Source organism: Rhodococcus aetherivorans (assembly GCF_025722975.1).
GTDB lineage: Bacteria > Actinomycetota > Actinomycetes > Mycobacteriales > Mycobacteriaceae > Rhodococcus > Rhodococcus aetherivorans.
Genome location: NZ_CP106982.1, coordinates 4768236 through 4784948 on the forward strand (window position 1 = coordinate 4768236; position 16713 = coordinate 4784948).

A 16713-nucleotide genomic window follows, 5' to 3' on the forward strand; every position below is an offset into this window, starting at 1 on the left:
TCCGCAGATCGACGCGATGGCACGTTCGCTCGGCTCGGGAGGAGGTCACGCCGGTTTGTGGGCGAGCACCCGGAACACGATGCCCATCCGCCCGGTGCGGTGCACGTCGTCGACCACGAGGCCGGCCTCGGTGAGATAGGGGACGGGGTCGCGGAGCAGGTGGTCGGCGCCGAAGCGGATGCTGAGCGGCTCGATGCCCCGTTGCAGGGCGCGCAGCGCCCGGTTCGTCGACGGCCCGTGCTCGGCGAGGACGACGCGGCCGCCGGGGACGAGCACGCGGTGCGCCTCGGCGGCGGCGCGGGCCGGGTCGGGCACGGTGCAGAACGTGAAGGTCGAGAGCACGGTGTCGGCGCTCGCGTCGGGCAGATCGAGGGCCTGGACGTCGCCCTCCCGCAGTTCGACGCGCGGATCGGCGGCGGCCTTCGCCCGGGCGAGTTCGAGCATCCTCGGTGAGATGTCGATGCCGACGACGTGCTCGACCTCCGGCCCGTAGAGGGGAAGGTTGAGCCCGGTGCCGACGGCGAGTTCGACGACGCGGCCGCGGGCCTGCGCGGCCGCCCAGTGCCGGGCCGGCCCGAGGATCAGCCGCTCGACCAGGCCCATGCCGCGGTCGTAGTTCTTCGACATCTCGTCGAAGATCCGCGATACGCGGGCGTTCTCGTTCTCGACCTTCTCCGAATCGGTCACCGTGTCTCCTTACCGCCGGGTCACCGCCGACGTTACCGGCGTACCCTCCCGGCTGTGACCGAACCGATCCCGGAACAGCGCCGCGTCCTGACCGTGCTGGTGGCCGCGCAGATCCTCAGCGGTGCGGGCCTGGCCGCCGGCGTGACCGTCGGCGCGCTCCTCGCGCAGGACATGCTGGGCAGCACGAGTCTCGCCGGGGTGCCGAGCGCCCTGTTCACGATCGGGTCGGCGGCCGCGGCCGTCGCCGTGGGGCGGATCTCGCAGCGCGCCGGGCGCCGTGGGGGCCTGACGTTCGGCTACACCACGGGCGCGATCGGCAGCGCGGGGGTGGTGGCCGCGGCGGCGCTCGACACCGCGGTGCTGCTGTTCGCGGCCCTGTTCGTCTACGGCGCGGGCACGGCGACGAGCCTGCAGGCGCGCTACGCGGGCGCCGACCTGGCCGCCCCGGCGCGGCGCGGCCGCGCCGTGAGCACGGTGCTGGTGGCGACGACCCTCGGGGCGGTGGTGGGCCCGAACCTGACCACCGTGATGGGCGACGCCGCCGAATCGTGGGGCATTCCCCGGCTGTCCGGGCCGTTCGTGCTCTCCGGCGTCGCCTACGGTCTCGCCGCCGTCGTCCTGTGGGTGCTGCTGCGCCCGGACCCGCTCCTGCTCGCCCGCAGCCGCGCCGCCGCGGAAACCCTGAGCGGCACCGTCGGCGAGGATCCGGCGCCGGCCGGCGACCCGCCGGCGCCGGGCCGGCCGTGGACGCCCGCGGTGACCGCCGGGGTCGTGGTCATGATCGTGACGCAGCTCGTGATGGTTGCGGTGATGACGATGACGCCGATCCACATGCGCGACCACGGGCACGACGTCGGCGCGACGGGCGTGGTCATCGCGATCCACGTTGCGGCGATGTTCCTGCCCTCACCGATCGCGGGGATGCTCGTGGACCGGGTCGGGCCCTACCGGGTCGCGGCCGCCGCGGGACTCGTCCTGCTGGCCTCCGGGGTGTCCGCGGCGCTGGCCCCGCCGCACTCGGTGGCGGCGCTCGCGTTCGCGCTGGGCCTGCTCGGCTTCGGGTGGAGCCTGGGCCTGGTGAGCGGCACCGCGCTCGTCACCGATGCGGTGCCGCTCGAGTCCCGCGCGGCCACGCAGGGCACCGCGGACCTGTTCGTCGCACTCGCCGGGGCGGGCGGCGGCCTGGGTTCCGGGCTCGTCGTCGCGGCGGCCGGGTTCCCCGCCCTGGCGCTGACCGGTGCGGCGGTGTCGCTGGTGATCCTTCCGGTCCTGGCGCGACGGTCCGCACACGTCGCGCAGTCCGCCGTCCACTAGCATCTCAGGCCGGCACGGCGACGGCTCGTCGCGCCACCCGCAGGTCCGCGACCCACACCAGGGCGGTCACGACGGCCGCCGCCACCCCGAACACGCACACCCCGGTCCAGCCGGCGCTCGTCCACGCGACCGCGCCGAGCGCCGAACCGGCAGCGGCGCCGATGAAGTACGTCGTCATGTACACCGCGTTGATGCGGGAACGCGCCGCGGGCGCCAGCGCGTAGACGATGTTCTGGTTGCTGATGTGGATGGCCTGCAGCGCCAGGTCGATCGCGACCATCCCGATCAGGAACCACGCCAGCGAGTACGCGCCGGCGCCCAGCGCGGCCCAGGACGCGACGAGCACCGCCGCGCCGGCGCCCGAGGTGAGCTGCGCGAGCCCGCGATCGGCGAGGCGGCCGGTGAGGTTGGCCATCACCGCGCCGGCGACCCCGGCCAGGCCCACCAGTCCGATCTGCACCTCGTCGAAACCGTAGGGTTCGCCGGCCAGCAGGAACGCCATCGTCGAGAACAGGGCGCTCACGGACGCGAACGACAGGGCGCCGAGCAGCGACCGGGTGCGCAGCCTCGGCTGGGTGCGCACGAGGGTCCCGAGCGAACGCAGCGTGGTCCCGTAACCGATGCGCTCGGCGGGTCGCGACGTCGGCAGCACCCGCCACAGGGCCAGCGCGACCACGACCATCACGGCGGCGCTCACCCGGTAGACGGTGGCCCACCCGCCGACGCCGGCGAGGAGCCCGGCGACGCTTCGGGCGAGCAGGATGCCGAGCACCAACCCGCTCATCACCGTCCCGACGGCCTGGCCGCTGCGCTCCGGTGTGGCCAGGGTCGCGGCGAACGGCACCAGCACCTGCGCGGCCACCGAGAACAGCCCTGCGATCGCCGTGCCGACGGCCAGCACCGCGATGTCCGGGGCGAAGCCGCTGATTGCCTGGCCGGCCGCGGCGGCGAGCATGAGCCCCACCGTGAGGCGGCGCTTGTCGAACATGTCACCGAGCGGCACCAGGAACAGCAGGCCGAGGCCGTAGGAGACCTGGGCGATGGTGACGGTGGCTGCGGCGGCGGAGTGGGAGGTGCCCAGGGCGGCGGCGATCGAGTCGAGCAGGGGCTGGTTGAAGTAGTTGCCGCCCACGCACAAACCGGTGGCCGCCGCCATCAGCAGCAGCACGGGGGTGGTCAGCACGGGCCGGGTCGACGTCACGTCTGCCAGCCTCGCGCGGCCGGGCCGGTGCTGTCCAACCGGCTTCCTGCCGTCGGCGGCCCGGGACCGCCGACGCGCGGCTCAGGCGCGGCTCGCGCCGATCAGCGCGAACCTCCCGTCGGGATCGATCCACTCGCGCCGGACGACGAACCCGGCCTCGGTCAGTTCACGGCCCATCCCGTCGAGACGGAACTTGGCGGAGATCTCGGTGCGCAGCTGCTCACCCGCCGCGAAGGAGATCTCGAGATCCAGCCCGGGAATTCGGACGGTCATGGGCTCGGTGGCCTCGAGCCGCATCTCGATCCATTCGTTGATCGGGTCCCACACGGCGACGTGCCGGAACTTCCCGGGTTCGAAGTCCGCACCGAGCCGGTTGTTGAGCACGTTCAGCACGTTGCGGTCGAATTCCGCGGTGATCCCGGCCGCGTCGTCGTAGGCCGGCACGAGCACGTCCGGGTCGGTGACGAGGCCGATGCCGAGAAGCAGCCACTCCCCCGGCTCGAGCACGGCGGCGAGATCGGTGAGGAACGCGGCGCGCTCGGCGGGCGCCAGGTTGCCGATGGTGCCGCCGAGGAACGCGATCATGCGGCGTCCGCCGCCGGGCAGGTGCGCGAGCGAGCCGGTGAAGTCTCCGACGACGCCCCGCACCGTCAGGTCCGGGTACTCGGCCGAGAGCCGGGTCACCGCGGGCTGCAGGGCGGCCTCCGACACGTCCTGCGGTACGTACGTATGGATGTACGGTTGCAGCGCGTCGAGCAGGATCTCCGTCTTCTCGGAGGAGCCCGACCCGAGTTCGACGAGCATCTCGGGGCGGGCCTCGTCGGCCAGTTCCGGTGAATGCTTTTGCAGCAGAGCCCGTTCGGTGCGGGTGGGGTAGTACTCCGGCAGGCGGGTGATCCGGTCGAAGAGCTCGCCGCCGCGCGCATCGTAGAGCCAGGTCGGCGAGAGCCACTTCGGCGACGACGTCAGCCCGCGGCGCGCGTCGGCCCGCAGCGACTCGTCGAGCTGCTCCGGGGTCAGGTACACGTCCACCGTCATGAAACGGCCACCTCCATGGGGGACACGATGAGGTGTCCCGGTCGGGCGCTGACCAGGTGCCGGTCCGGCACCTGACGCCAGCGCGGATCGTCGTCGTACGGTTCCGAGGACACCACGGCGACGTCCTCGTCGACGAGGGTCCACAGCGAGTGGTACCAGGCCGTCGCCCACAACCCGGAACCGTTGCCCAGCAACAGGTTCAGCCGCGAACCCGGCGCGACCGCGAGCACGTCGTGGACGAGCCGCATCAGCGCCTGCTCGGGCCGCGAGGAACGCAGCCGCGAGTACAGCAGCAGCCACAGCGCGGCCGCGTCGGTGGGCGACTCGAGCTGCAGCAGTTCGGCCACCGGCAGGCGCTGGGCCAGCGAGACGAGCGAACCGGGCCACCCGCGGACCAGCCCGTTGAGGCTGAACGCCCAGCCGTCGCGGGTGAACGGGGCGCAGGCCGAGCGCTCGACGGGCATGCCCTCCGTCGCCGAGCGCAGCGACGCCATGACGGCTCCGGCGCTGATGTGCGAAAGGCCTTCGGCGACAAAGGGGTCGGACCAGATCGGAGCGGGGTTCCGGTAGCGGCCGAAGCCGTCGGCACCCCACCATGCCACCCCGAACCCGTCGGCGTTGATGGTGCCGCCGCCGCGCATGTCCTTCGGCGCCCACGATTGGCGCAACAGCGACCGGGGTCCCTCGGTCACCAGGGAGCTCACCGAGCGGACCGGCCCGAGATATCCCAGGTGTCTACACATCCGGCACGTCCCGCGCGCAGCGGAAGCCGGCGAAGATCTGCCGCCGGATCGGCAGGTCCCAGTTGCGGAAGGTGCCGCGGCAGGCCGCGGGGTCGGTGCCGAACGAGCCGCCGCGCAGCACCCGGAAGTCGCCGCCGAAGAACACCTCCGAGTACTCCCGGTACGGGAAGGCGGTGAACCCGGGATACGGCTCGAACCCCGAGGCCGTCCATTCCCACACGTCGCCGATCAGCTGGTGCACGCCGAGGCGCGACGCACCCGCCGGATAGGCACCGACGACGGCCGGCTCGAGGTGCCGCTGGCCGAGGTTGGCGTGGGCCTCGGTCGGTTCCTCGTCGCCCCACGGGTAGCGCCGGCTCGCCCCGGTCAGCGGGTCCCAGCGGGCAGCCTTCTCCCATTCGGCCTCGCTGGGCAGCCGGCGCCCGGCCCAGCGCGCGAACGCCTCGGCCTCGTGGAAGCACACGTGCACCACGGGCTCGTCGGGATCGAGCGGCACCACCGCCCCGAACCGGCGGCGCCACCACGTGCCCGAGTCGTCGCGGGTCCAGAACTGGGGGGCCTCGAGACCCGCCTGCTCGCGGTGCACCCATCCCTCCGGGCTCCACAGCTCCCGGCGGGCGTAGCCGCCGTCGGCCAGGAACTCGAGGTAGCGCCCGTTGGTGACCGGCACCGTGTCGATCGCGAACGCCGGTACGTACACCCGGTGCGCGGCCCGCTCGTTGTCCAGCGCCCACGGATCGGTCGAGGTCCCCATCTCGAACTCGCCGCCCGGGATCAGCACCTCCTCCGCGGCCGGCGGCTCGGCGCGCCGCGGCGGCGGTGGGGCGTCGAGCACGGGCGATCCCGCCCGCAACTGGTGCGTGGCCAGCATCGTCTCCGCATGCTGCACCTCGTGCTGGACACTCATCGCGAAGACGAATCCGTCACGGGTGAGGTCGGTGTCGAATGCACACTGCGCCAGCACGTCCGCCGCCCGCGCGCGGACCTCCGCCGCGTAGCCGCGGGCCTCCGCCGGCCCGAGCAACGGCAGCGCCGGACGGTCCGCGCGGGGATGCCGGAAGGCGTCGTAGAGGTCGTCGACGTCCGGGCGCACACCGCCCTGACCGCCGGCCGCCCGGAGCAGCCAGCGTTCCTCCTGGTTGGCGATATGCGCGAGATCCCACACGAGGGGGCTCATCAGCGGCGAATGCTGAGCCGTGAGCTCCGCGTCGTCGATGTCGGTCAGCGCGAGGACCCGCGCCCGCGCGCGGGCGAGGTCCCGGCCGAGCCGGGTGCGCAGACCGCTCACCGGTCCTGGACCTCCGGGGTGCGACCGCGGCAGCACCGCGCCGCCGCCGAGTCCAGGGCCGTGGTGAACCGCATGTCCGGCGACGCCTCCGCGGCGAGGGCGAGCAGTCCGACCGCCGCGGCCCGGAGCTCGAGGTCCGCGAGACCGAACTCGGCAGCCTCCTGCCAGCGGTCCACGACGGGTGCGGCGACGGCCAGGGCCTCGTCCATCACGGCCGGCGAGGTGAGCAGCGCCTCGACCGCGGCGACCGGGACCTGCCAGAGGGCACCCGGCTGGGCGTCGATGTACCGGACCTCGAGATGCCCGGCGGGACGCACCGGCGGAAACAGGGTGGTCAGGTGGTAGTCCAGGTCGGCGACGGTGGGCCGGCGCCCGATCTCGTCGTCGAGACCGCCGCCGAGCCAGTCCGCGAACGACGCACCCGGCGGCGCGTGCCAGTCCCCGTCGGACGCGCGCACGCACAGCAGCGGCGCGTCGAGCGCCCAGGCCGGGTAGTGCGCCGGATCGGGGACGGGCGTGGTGCGGTCGGCGTCCAGCGCCAGCCAGGTCCGCATCCGCTGCGACGCCCAGGTTCCGTCCGGGGCGCCGCGCAGCGAGGGGGAACACGCGAACGCGGCCACGAGCGCCGGTCCGACGGCGTGCAGCACCCGCCACCGGCGGGCCAGCTCGTCGTCGTCGGCGCCGGCGTCGACGCTCACCTGAGTGGCGGCGGTGCTGTTCATCATCAACCGGCCCAGCGGCCCGATCCGATCGAACCGGAGCTCCATCGCGCTGTACCGGGGGGTGCGCAGCAGCCGCTGCGGGGGGCGCAGTTCGTCGGCCGCCGCGTCGATCATGTCCACCGACCGGCGCGCCAGCAACGCACGGAGCATGCGGGCATCGGCGGTGAGACGGTCGCAGACCTGCCGCGCCGAGCCACACGGCACGCTCGACAGTTCGACCTGCCCGCCGGGCTCGAGGGTCACGGCGCTGCCCGACGGCAACGGCCGCGCCGAGGAGCCGGGAGCCAGCTGCCGCGGGGCGTGCGGGCCGAGGGCCTCGAGGATCGCCTGCAGCTCCGGCCGGGCGCTCGTGCCGTCGGCCCGGGCCGTGAGCCATTCCAGTTCCACCCCGATCAGCCGGGGCGGCCCGAAGCGGAAGCTCACCCTTCGCACGTGCAGTTCGGCGGCGGTTCGCGAGGCGATGCCGGCGTCCGCGCGCGGCACCGCCGTGTCGACTGTGATCACCACTCGGTCCGCCCCTCCCTCGCCTGTGGGCCAGCTCACGGACGAGCCTAACGTCAACCGGCGACAGGATGCGGGTGAACGCTCACGGCACGGCCCGGCGCGTCGCCCGTGCGAGGACACCGACCGCCAGCACGGCGGCGCCGACCCCGACGGCGCCCGGCGGCAGCGTCAGTGTCAGCGCGACGCACCCGACGGCCCCGATCACCTGCAGGAATCGGGGGTAGCGACGGTGCTCGTCCCGCTGGGTGAAGGCGGACAGGTTCGCGACGAGGTAGTACACCAGCACCCCGAAGGATGAGAATCCGATCACTCCGCGCAGATCGACGGTCGCGACGAGCAGGCACACCACCGCGGCGACGGCGAGTTCGGCCCGGTGCGGCACCGCGAACCGCGGATGCACCGCCGCGAGCGGGCGCGGCAGATCGCCCTGCCGCGCCATCGCGAGTGCGGTGCGGCCGACGCCCGTCACGAGGGCGAGCAGGGCGCCCAGCGACGCGACCGCGGCCCCGGCCACCACGACGGGCGCCGCCCACGCCCAGCCGCCCGCGCGGACCGCGTCGAGCAGCGGCGCGCTGCTCGACGCCACCCGGTCCGGCCCGAGGCACGCGAGCAGGGTCACCCCGACGACGGCGTAGAGCAGCACCACGAATCCGAGGGCGCCGACGATCGCGCGCGGGATGGTCCGGCGCGGCTCGCGCACCTCCTCACCGAGCGTTGCGATCCGCGCGTAGCCCGCGAAGGCGAAGAACAGCAGGCCGGCCGCCTGCAGCACCCCGTACGCGCCGCCGCCGACGGGGCCGAACGGATCGGCGGGCTGCGCCCCGGGGCCGGCCCAGCTCGCCGTCACCGCCACGGCGAGGGCGACGAGCACCAGCGCCACGATGATGCGCGCGAGCCGGGCCGTGCGGGTGATGCCCCGGTAGTTCACGGCGGTCAGGGCGAGGACCGCGGCGACGGCGACCGGCCGCCGCCACGGTTCCGGCACGGCGTAGGCGGCGAAGGTCAAGGCCATCGCCGCGCAGCTGGCGGTCTTGCCGATCACGAAGCCCCAGCCCGCCACGAAGCCCCACCACGGCCCGAGCCGTTCCCGGCCGTACACGTAGGTGCCGCCGGACGTCGGATACTGCGCGGCGAGCTGCGCCGACGACGTGGCGTTGCAGTACGCCACGACTGCGGCGACGGCCAGGCCGACGAGCAGGCCCGCGCCGGCCGCGGCGGCGGCCGGCGCGAACGCCGAGAACACCCCCGCCCCGATCATCGCGCCGAGCCCGATGGCGACGGCGTCACCGGTGCCGAGCCGGCGCTGCAGGGGTGTCGGTTCGCTCACGCGTACATTCCAACCACGAAGACATGAACGGGAGGTACGTCCTCGATGCTCGACCTGCAACGCGCCCGTCGGGACACGCCCGGCTGCTTCGACCGGGTCTTCCTCGACAGCGCTGGCTCGTCGCTGCCGCCCACCCCGGTGCTGGAGACGACCGTCGCGCATCTGCGGCGCGAGGCCGAGGTCGGCGGGTACGTCGCGGCCGCGGAACGCGCCGGCGACCTCGCCGCGGTGAAGACCTCGATCGCGCGGCTGATCGGCGCGGAGGCGTCGTCGATCGCGCTGGTCGAGAGCGCCACCCGGGCGTGGGCGAGCTTCTTCTACTCGGTGCCGCTCGGCGAGGGCGACCGGATCCTGCTCACCCGCTCCGAATACGCCAGCAACGCCGTCTCCGCGCTGCAGCGCGCCCGCGCGACCGGCGCGACGGTGGAGACGATGCCCACCGACGCGCTCGGCCGGATCGACGTCGACGCCCTCGGCCGCACCCTCGACGAGCGGGTCAAGCTGGTGTCCGTCGTGCACGCCCCGACCAACGGCGGGCTCGTCAACCCGGTGCGGGAGGTGGCCGACGCCGCGCACGAGGTCGGTGCGCTGGTGCTGCTCGACGCGTGCCAGTCCGTCGGCCAGCTGCCGGTAAGCGTGCCCGAGTTCGACGTCGACGCGCTCTCCGCGACCGGTCGCAAGTGGCTGCGCGGACCCCGCGGCACCGGCTTCCTCTACGTCCGCCCCCGGCTGATCACCGAGCTCGAACCGGCCGTGCTCGACCTGCACAGCGCGCAGTGGACGGCCCCGGACGAGTACCGGGTCGCCGACGACGCGACGCGGTTCGAGCTGTGGGAGACCAACGTCGCCGCCCGCCTCGGGCTCGGCGCCGCCGTCGACTACCTGCTCGACTTCGGTGTCGACGCGGTGACCGAGGCGGTCGCCTACCGGGCCGAGCACCTGCGCGACGGGCTGGGCCGGATCCCCGGCGTGGCCGTGCGCGACCTCGGCAAGGAACACAGCGGCATCGTCTCGTTCACCGTCGACGGCTGGGATCCGGCGCACCTGCGCGAGGCGCTGGCCGCCGAGGCGATCACGGTCACGGTCAGCGGGCGCGGCTCGACGCTGCTCGAGATGTCGGCGCGACGGCTCGAGTCGGTGGTGCGGGCCTCCCCGCACTACTTCGTCTCCCCCGCCGACGTGGACCGGTTCCTGGCGGCCGTGCGGTCGCTCACCCGGTCCTGACCGTCCCGGCAACCGGGACAGCCGGTACCGCTCCCCCAGGTCGCGTGGTCAAGGTGTGCGAATCCCCGCACCACTTCGAGAGGATCGCGATGACCGAGACCAGTCCCGTCCGTCCTGTTCCCGTCGACCGGATCCCCGCCTGGGATCTCGAGGCCGACGTCGTGATCGCCGGATACGGCATCGCCGGTGTCTGCGCGGCCATCGGCGCCGCCGACGCCGGAGCCGACGTGCTGGTGCTGGAACGCACCGGCGGGTGGGGCGGCGCGGCCGCCCTCGCCGGCGGGTTCGTCTACCTCGGCGGCGGCACGACCGTGCAGCGGGCCTGCGGGTTCGAGGACTCGGTGGACGACATGCGCGCGTTCCTGACTGCGGCACTCGGACCGGGCGTGGACGAGGAGAAGATCGCCGCGTACTGCGCGGGTTCCGTCGCGCACTTCGACTGGCTCGTCGGGTGCGGGGTGCCGTTCAAGCACGAGTTCTGGGGCGAGCCCGGGTGGGAGCCACCCACCGACGCGGGCCTGCAGTACACCGGCGGGGAGAACGCGGCGCCGTTCCACAGCGTCGCCCGGCCCGCGCCGCGCGGTCACGTGCCGCAGATGAGCAACAAGCGCACCGGCGAGCAGGGCGGCGGCTACATGCTCATGAAGCCGCTCGCCGAGAAGGCCGCCGCGCTCGGGGTCCGCGCCGAGTACGACGTGCGGGTGCAGACCCTCGTCACCGATGCGTCCGGACGGGTGGTCGGGCTGCTGGCCAAGCGGTACGGCACCGACCTGGCGATCCGGGCGCGCCGAGGGGTCGTTCTCGCCACGGGCAGCTTCGCCTACAACGACGACATGGTGCGGGCGTACGCGCCGCATCTGGTGGGCCGTCCCGCCGCGTCGATCGAGGAGCACGACGGCCGGGCGATCCGGATGGCGCAAGCCCTCGGCGCCGACCTCGCGCACATGAACGCGACCGAGGTGGCGTTCTTCTGTGATCCTCAGCTGATCGCGCGCGGCATTCTCGTCAACGGGCGCGGCCAGCGATACGTGCCCGAGGACACCTACCCGGGCCGCATCGGTCAGCTGACCCTGCTGAAGAACGACAACGAGGCGTTCCTCGTCATCGACGAGGCGGCGTACGAGGCGGGGATCGCAGCCCCGACGTCGTCGGAGCAGCTGCGGCATCAGCCGAAATGGGTGTGCGAGACCGTCGCCGACCTCGAGGCCGAGATGGGTCTGCCCGAGCAGGCGCTGCAGTCCACGGTGCAGCTGTACAACCGGCACGCCGCACGGGGCGAGGACCCGCTGCTGGGCAAGAAGCGCGAATGGGTGAAGCCGATCGGTTCGCCCGTCGCGGCGATCGACCTGCGCGGCATGACCGGCGGGTTCACGCTCGGCGGCCTGCGCACGAGTCTGGACTCGGAGGTGCTGCACGTCGACGGCACGCCGATCCCGGGGCTGTTCGCGGCGGGACGGGCGGCGGCCGGGCTGTCGGCGTGGGGATACTGCAGCGGCATCTCCCTCGGCGACGGCAGTTTCTTCGGCCGGCGGGCGGGCACCGCCGCCGCGCGCGGCTGAGCGCAGGGCGGCGTTCGACTGGCCCGGGCGGATCCGGTAGAGTCGTTCGAGTTGTCTCGGCGAGGGTGAACCGCGAAATCGCTGGCTCACCGTGATCGACGCGGCTGCGGCTCCGCTCGAGCGTGTCCACGCTCCTGGCCGCGCGCGTCGCCCCTCGCCGGGAAGACCGCCCCAGTTCGAGCCATATGCGTAGGAGCCTTTCAGCATGTCCGACGAAAACCGTCTCGTAGCCGCCGTCCGTACCGAGTTCGGCAAGGGTGCCGCCCGCCGCGCCCGCCGCGACGGTCAGGTCCCCGCCGTTCTGTACGGCCACGGCACGGACCCCAAGCACCTCGCCCTCCCGGCCCGTGAATTCGCGGCCGTGCTGCGCGCCCACGGCACCAACGCCCTGCTGACCCTCGAGGTCGACGGCGGCGAGGAGCTGGCGCTGACCAAGTCGGTCGTCGTGCACCCGATCCGCAACTACATCGAGCATGCCGATCTGCTCGTCGTGAAGAAGGGCGAGAAGGTCACCGTCGAGGTCCCGCTCGTGGTCACCGGCGAGGCCGCCTCCGGCACCCTGGTCGTCAACGAGGTCAGCACCGTCCAGCTCGAGGCCGACGCCCTGAACCTGCCCGAGCAGGTCGAGGTGTCCATCGAGGGTGTCGAGGCCGGTACCCAGATCCTCGCGAACAACGTGCAGCTGCCCGCCGGTGCGACCCTGCAGGGCGACCCGGAGCTGCTGCTGGTGAACGTGGTCGCCGCACCGACCGCCGCCGCGATGGAGGGCGAGACCGCGGAGGGCGAGGCCGCCGAGGCCGAGGAGGCCTGAGCCCCCACCGGCTCCGCGTGACGTGACGAGCGGCGCGTCATCCCACGGGATGACGCGCCGCCGTCGTGACAACACCCGCCGCAACGGAAGGACACCGCCAAGTGAGCGACGGCACCGCCCTCGTCGTCGGGCTGGGCAATCCCGGCCCGCAGTACGAGAAGACCCGCCACAACGTCGGCTGCATGGTGGCCGACACGCTCGCCGCCCGGGTCGGCGGAAAGTTCAGCGCGCACAAGCGCAGCAACGCCGACATCGTGCAGGCCCGCCTCGACGGCCGGCAGGTGATCCTCGCCAAGCCACGCACCTACATGAACCTCTCGGGCGGGCCGGTCGCCGGACTCGCGCGGTTCTTCTCCGTCGAGCCCGCCGACGTCGTCGTCCTCCACGACGAGCTGGACCTGGACTTCGGCACGATCCGGCTCAAGCTCGGCGGCGGCGAGAACGGCCACAACGGGCTGCGGTCGATCTCGAGTGCCCTCGGCACCAAGCACTACCTGCGCACCCGCATCGGGATCGGCCGCCCGCCCGGCCGCATGGACCCGGCCGACTACGTGCTCAAGCCGTTCTCCTCGACCGAACGCAAGGACCTCGACCTGATCCGCGAGCAGGCCGCCGACGCGGTGGAGCTGTTGCTGCGGGTCGGCCTGGAAGAGGCGCAGAACAGGCTGCACTGAGCGCGGCGTCAGCCGCCCAGCAGGTGCACTGAGCGCGGCGTCAGCCGCCCAGCAGGTGCACTGAGCGCGGCGTCAGCCGCCCAGCAGGTGGACGGAGCTGCCACGGCGCAGCTTGCCCGACGACGTCTTCGGGATGCTGCCCGGCCCGAGCACCGCGACGGTGCGCGGCCGCACCCCGACCTCCGCGACGACCGCGTGCACGACGTCGTGTTCGATGCGGCGCACCTCCTCCGGATCGTCGATCCGGTTGGTCTCGACGGCGACCGCGAACGACTCGCGTTTGTCGCCGGCGTCGAGGCGGATCGCGACGGCGTTGCCGGGGCGCACGCCGTCGACGCTGCACGCGGCCCGTTCGATGTCGGTGGGATAGACGTTGCGCCCGCCCATGATGATGACGTCCTTGACGCGTCCGCACACCACGATCAGGCCGTCCTCGGTGAAGTAGCCCACGTCGCCGGTGTCGAACCAGCCCTGCGAGTCCTGCGCGGGCACCGGACCGTCGACGGTGAGGTAGCCGTGGGTGACCGCCTTGCCGCGCAACTGGATGATGCCGACGCCGCGGGGCGGCAGCAGCTCCCCGTCCTGGCCGACGACGCGGCCCTCGAGGCCGGGCACGAGGTGGCCGAGAGTGGGCAGGCGACGGGCGTTGGACCGGCTCGACGGCACCGCCATCCCGCCGGCCTCGAGCAGGTCGGGGTCGACGAGATCGAGGATCTGCCCGCGTCCGGGGTCCGGCACCGAGACCGCGAGGGTGGTCTCGGCCATGCCGTAGACCGGCGCGAGCGCGGCGGGGTCGAGGCCGAACCGGGCGCCGGCGGCGGCGAGGGCCTCCATGGTGTCCGGGTCGACCGGCTCGGCACCGTTCCACATCCACCGCACCGACGACAGGTCGACCGCGCCGTCGGGCGCCTGCGCAAGCTTGCGCGCCAGCAGCGAGTACGCGAAGTTCGGTGCGGCCGTTACGGTTCCGCGGTACTTGCTCATCAGCTCGGCCCACAGCAGCGGGGACCGCAGGAAGTCGAGCGGGGTCACGGAGACGACCTCGGCGCCGACCTGCATGGGCACGCTGAGGAACCCGACCATCCCCATGTCGTGGAACAGCGGCAGCCAGCTGACCATCACGTCGTCGTCGAGGGAGAACTTGATCCGCTCGATCATCGCGTACGCGTTGACGTAGAAGTTCTCGTGCGTGATCTGCACGGCCTTCGGGGATCCCGTGGACCCGGAGGTCAGCTGCTGCAGCGCGATGTCCTGTTCGTCGGTGGGCAGCGGGTCGACGGGCGTGCCGGCGTCCATCTCGGCGATCGTGACGACGGGGATGCCCCGCTCGGCGAGCAGCGGCGCGGCGATCTCGAAGGGGGCGCCGAGCACCACGGTGCGGGCGCCGATCATGCCGATGACGACCTCGGTGTCGCGGGCCCACAGGGCCAGGTCGGTGCGCGGGGTGGGCTGGTGCAGCATCGTCACCGAGGCACCGCGCATCCACACGGCCTGGCAGGCGGGGGCGATGTCCACCGGATTCCCGGCGAGGATGCCGACGGCGTCGCCGTGGCCGATGCCGGCCGCGGCGAGGGCACCGGCCATGCGCCGGGCCTGCTCGTGGATCTGCCCCCACGTCTGCCGCAGCGGGGCGTCCGGCTCGCCGGTGACCAGAGCATGCGGCGAGCGAGCCGCGGTCTCGTACATCTCGTCGGTGAATCTGCTCACGAACCACTCCTCACGCCGGATACGACCACGCCCAGGGTGCCCCCGATCCGCGCCGAGGGGGAGTCTCTTCGGCGAATGTGACCGAATCTGGCGGAAATCGACATTCAATCGCCGAGTAACATGGACGAGTTGTCTGCGATGCGCGAGCCGCCCGCGCGCATCCACGAGCCGCACATCCGCTTCGAGAGGTTCTCCTGCGTTGACTACCCCGCCCGTTTCCACCGGCAACGACGCCGGCAACACCGCCGTGTCGTCGAAGGAAGTGCTCGCGGAAGCGGGTCGCCGCCGCACCTTCGCAGTGATCTCCCACCCGGACGCCGGCAAGTCCACGCTGACCGAGGCGCTGGCCCTGCATGCGAAGGTCATCGCGGAGGCCGGTGCGGTGCACGGCAAGGCCGGGCGCAAGTCCACCGTGTCCGACTGGATGGAGATGGAGAAGGCCCGCGGCATCTCCGTCAGCTCCACGGCGCTGCAGTTCAACTATCGCTCCGAGGAGTCCGGCGACGACGTCGTCAACGTGATCAACCTCGTCGACACCCCCGGCCACTCCGACTTCTCCGAGGACACCTACCGGGTGCTCACCGCCGTGGATGCGGCGGTGATGCTCATCGACGCCGCCAAGGGCCTCGAGCCGCAGACGCTCAAGCTGTTCCAGGTGTGCCGGCACCGGGGCATCCCCGTCATCACCGTGATCAACAAGTGGGACCGGCCCGGCCGGACCCCGCTGGAACTGCTCGACGAGATCGACGAGCGCATCGGCCTGACCCCCACCCCCCTGTTCTGGCCCGTCGGCATCGCCGGCGACTTCCGCGGCCTGCTGCGCCGCGGCGAGGACGGCGCACCGGTCGAGTACGTCAAGTTCACCCGCACCGCCGGCGGCGCGAAGATCGCCCCCGAGGACCGGCTCTCCCCCGGCGAGGCCGAGGACCGCGAGGGCGAGACGTGGATCGAGGCGGCCGAGGAGTCGGAGCTGCTGTCGGCCAGCGGGCAGGACCACGACCAGGAGCTGTTCCTGGCCGGGCAGACCTCGCCGGTGATCTTCGCGTCGGCGATGCTCAACTTCGGTGTCCGGCAGATCCTCGACACCCTCGTCGCGCTGGCGCCGCCGCCGCGCGCCCGGCTCGACGTGAACGGCAACTCCCGCAACGTGGACGACCCGTTCAGCGCCGTGGTGTTCAAGGTGCAGGCGGGCATGGACACCGCGCACCGCGACCGCCTGGCGTTCATGCGGGTGGTGTCCGGGGTGTTCGAGCGCGGCATGGTCGTCACGCACGCGCAGACGGGCAAGCCGTTCGCCACCAAGTACGCGCTGACGGTGTTCGGCCGGGAACGGTCCACGGTCGAGAACGCCTACCCCGGCGACGTGGTCGGCCTGGTCAACGCCACGGCTCTCGCGCCCGGGCACACCCTGTACGTGGACAGGAAGGTGGAGTTCCCGCCGATCCCGTCGTTCGCGCCCGAGCACTTCTCGATCCTGCGCGCCGAGAGCGCCTCGAAGTACAAGCAGTTCCGCAAGGCCGTCGATCAACTCGACTCCGAAGGCGTGGTGCAGATCCTGCGCAACGACATCCGCGGCGACGCGTCCCCGGTGATGGCAGCCGTCGGTCCCATGCAGTTCGAGGTGGTGGCGGCCCGGATGAAGGCCGAGTACAACGTCGAGCCGCGGATGGAACCGCTCGGCTACGCGCTGGCCCGCCGCACCGACGCGGCCTCGGCGGACGAGCTGAACCGGCAGCGCGGCGTCGAGGTCTTCACCCGCTCGGACGGGGTGCTGCTGGCGCTGGTGAGCGACAAGTGGCGGCTGCAGTACATCCAGAAGGAACTTCCCGAGCTCACCCTCGAGCCGCTGGTGGCCACCGCCGATTAGGGACGCCCGTGGTGCGTGGGGCTGGTGTTACTGGTAGTTTGCTGTGC

14 protein-coding genes are annotated in these 16713 nt (G+C 72.8%); 6 read left to right on the forward strand and 8 right to left on the reverse strand.

Going from position 1 to position 16713, the window contains the following annotated elements:
- Positions 1-45 precede the first annotated feature (45 nt).
- Entirely contained in the window at positions 46-687 is a 642-nt protein-coding gene (locus OCS65_RS21650; RefSeq protein ID WP_029542122.1) for a class I SAM-dependent methyltransferase, read from the reverse strand.
- A gap of 54 nt (positions 688-741) precedes the next feature.
- Between OCS65_RS21650 and OCS65_RS21655 the strand changes: the two genes are divergently transcribed.
- Positions 742-2001, forward strand: coding sequence for an MFS transporter (locus OCS65_RS21655; RefSeq protein ID WP_006938907.1), 1260 nt, complete (start codon positions 742-744; stop codon positions 1999-2001).
- A 4-nt stretch (positions 2002-2005) separates the two neighbouring features.
- Here the strand turns inward: OCS65_RS21655 and OCS65_RS21660 are convergent, their stop codons facing one another.
- The 6 genes from OCS65_RS21660 to OCS65_RS21685 all read right to left on the reverse strand — a co-directional run bounded on the left by OCS65_RS21660 (position 2006) and on the right by OCS65_RS21685 (position 8824).
- A complete protein-coding gene (locus tag OCS65_RS21660) occupies positions 2006-3202 on the reverse strand; it encodes an MFS transporter (RefSeq protein WP_029542117.1) in 1197 nt (398 codons plus the stop codon).
- An 81-nt stretch (positions 3203-3283) separates the two neighbouring features.
- Positions 3284-4240, reverse strand: coding sequence for an L-histidine N(alpha)-methyltransferase (egtD, locus tag OCS65_RS21665; RefSeq protein ID WP_006938910.1), 957 nt, complete (start codon positions 4238-4240; stop codon positions 3284-3286).
- Positions 4237-4983 carry an ergothioneine biosynthesis protein EgtC gene (egtC, locus tag OCS65_RS21670; RefSeq protein ID WP_006938912.1) on the reverse strand — a complete coding sequence of 249 codons (747 nt, stop codon included), beginning with the start codon at positions 4981-4983 and terminating at the stop codon, positions 4237-4239. Before egtC ends, egtD begins: the two co-directional genes overlap by 4 nt.
- Positions 4976-6271, reverse strand: coding sequence for an ergothioneine biosynthesis protein EgtB (gene egtB / locus OCS65_RS21675; protein WP_065922876.1), 1296 nt, complete (start codon positions 6269-6271; stop codon positions 4976-4978). The genes egtC and egtB overlap by 8 nt, the downstream gene beginning before the upstream one ends.
- Positions 6268-7500 carry an ergothioneine biosynthesis glutamate--cysteine ligase EgtA gene (gene egtA, locus OCS65_RS21680; RefSeq protein ID WP_029542112.1) on the reverse strand — a complete coding sequence of 411 codons (1233 nt, stop codon included), beginning with the start codon at positions 7498-7500 and terminating at the stop codon, positions 6268-6270. The genes egtB and egtA overlap by 4 nt, the downstream gene beginning before the upstream one ends.
- A gap of 79 nt (positions 7501-7579) precedes the next feature.
- A complete protein-coding gene (locus tag OCS65_RS21685) occupies positions 7580-8824 on the reverse strand; it encodes an APC family permease (RefSeq protein ID WP_006938915.1) in 1245 nt (414 codons plus the stop codon).
- Positions 8825-8869: 45 nt separating this feature from the next.
- Between OCS65_RS21685 and OCS65_RS21690 the strand changes: the two genes are divergently transcribed.
- The 4 genes from OCS65_RS21690 to pth all read left to right on the forward strand — a co-directional run bounded on the left by OCS65_RS21690 (position 8870) and on the right by pth (position 13092).
- A complete protein-coding gene (locus OCS65_RS21690) occupies positions 8870-10048 on the forward strand; it encodes an aminotransferase class V-fold PLP-dependent enzyme (RefSeq protein ID WP_006938916.1) in 1179 nt (392 codons plus the stop codon).
- A gap of 89 nt (positions 10049-10137) precedes the next feature.
- On the forward strand, positions 10138-11607 hold the full coding sequence (locus OCS65_RS21695) for an FAD-dependent oxidoreductase (protein WP_065923519.1): 1470 nt from the start codon (positions 10138-10140) through the stop codon (positions 11605-11607).
- A 205-nt stretch (positions 11608-11812) separates the two neighbouring features.
- Positions 11813-12418, forward strand: a complete 606-nt coding sequence (locus OCS65_RS21700) for a 50S ribosomal protein L25/general stress protein Ctc (protein WP_006938918.1) — start codon at positions 11813-11815, stop codon at positions 12416-12418.
- Between the two features lie 101 nt (positions 12419-12519).
- The gene (gene pth / locus OCS65_RS21705; protein ID WP_006938920.1) at positions 12520-13092 is read left to right on the forward strand and encodes an aminoacyl-tRNA hydrolase; all 573 of its coding nucleotides are present in this window, start codon (positions 12520-12522) and stop codon (positions 13090-13092) included.
- 72 nt (positions 13093-13164) lie between these two features.
- Here pth and OCS65_RS21710 read toward each other — a convergent pair whose 3' ends face one another.
- Positions 13165-14799, reverse strand: coding sequence for a fatty acyl-AMP ligase (locus OCS65_RS21710; protein ID WP_065922877.1), 1635 nt, complete (start codon positions 14797-14799; stop codon positions 13165-13167).
- A gap of 199 nt (positions 14800-14998) precedes the next feature.
- On the opposite strand from OCS65_RS21710, the gene OCS65_RS21715 reads away from it, so the two are divergent.
- Positions 14999-16666, forward strand: coding sequence for a peptide chain release factor 3 (locus OCS65_RS21715; protein ID WP_006938923.1), 1668 nt, complete (start codon positions 14999-15001; stop codon positions 16664-16666).
- Positions 16667-16713 lie beyond the last annotated feature (47 nt).

What these genes read in the sequence shown, in the direction of transcription:
- egtD (WP_006938910.1), bottom strand. Translation starts at nt 4,240, where the DNA reads ATGACGGTGGACGTGTACCTGACCCCGGAGCAGCTCGACGAGTCGCTG.
- egtC (WP_006938912.1), bottom strand. Translation starts at nt 4,983, where the DNA reads ATGTGTAGACACCTGGGATATCTCGGGCCGGTCCGCTCGGTGAGCTCC.
- OCS65_RS21690 (WP_006938916.1), top strand. Translation starts at nt 8,870, where the DNA reads ATGCTCGACCTGCAACGCGCCCGTCGGGACACGCCCGGCTGCTTCGAC.
- OCS65_RS21695 (WP_065923519.1), top strand. Translation starts at nt 10,138, where the DNA reads ATGACCGAGACCAGTCCCGTCCGTCCTGTTCCCGTCGACCGGATCCCC.
- OCS65_RS21700 (WP_006938918.1), top strand. Translation starts at nt 11,813, where the DNA reads ATGTCCGACGAAAACCGTCTCGTAGCCGCCGTCCGTACCGAGTTCGGC.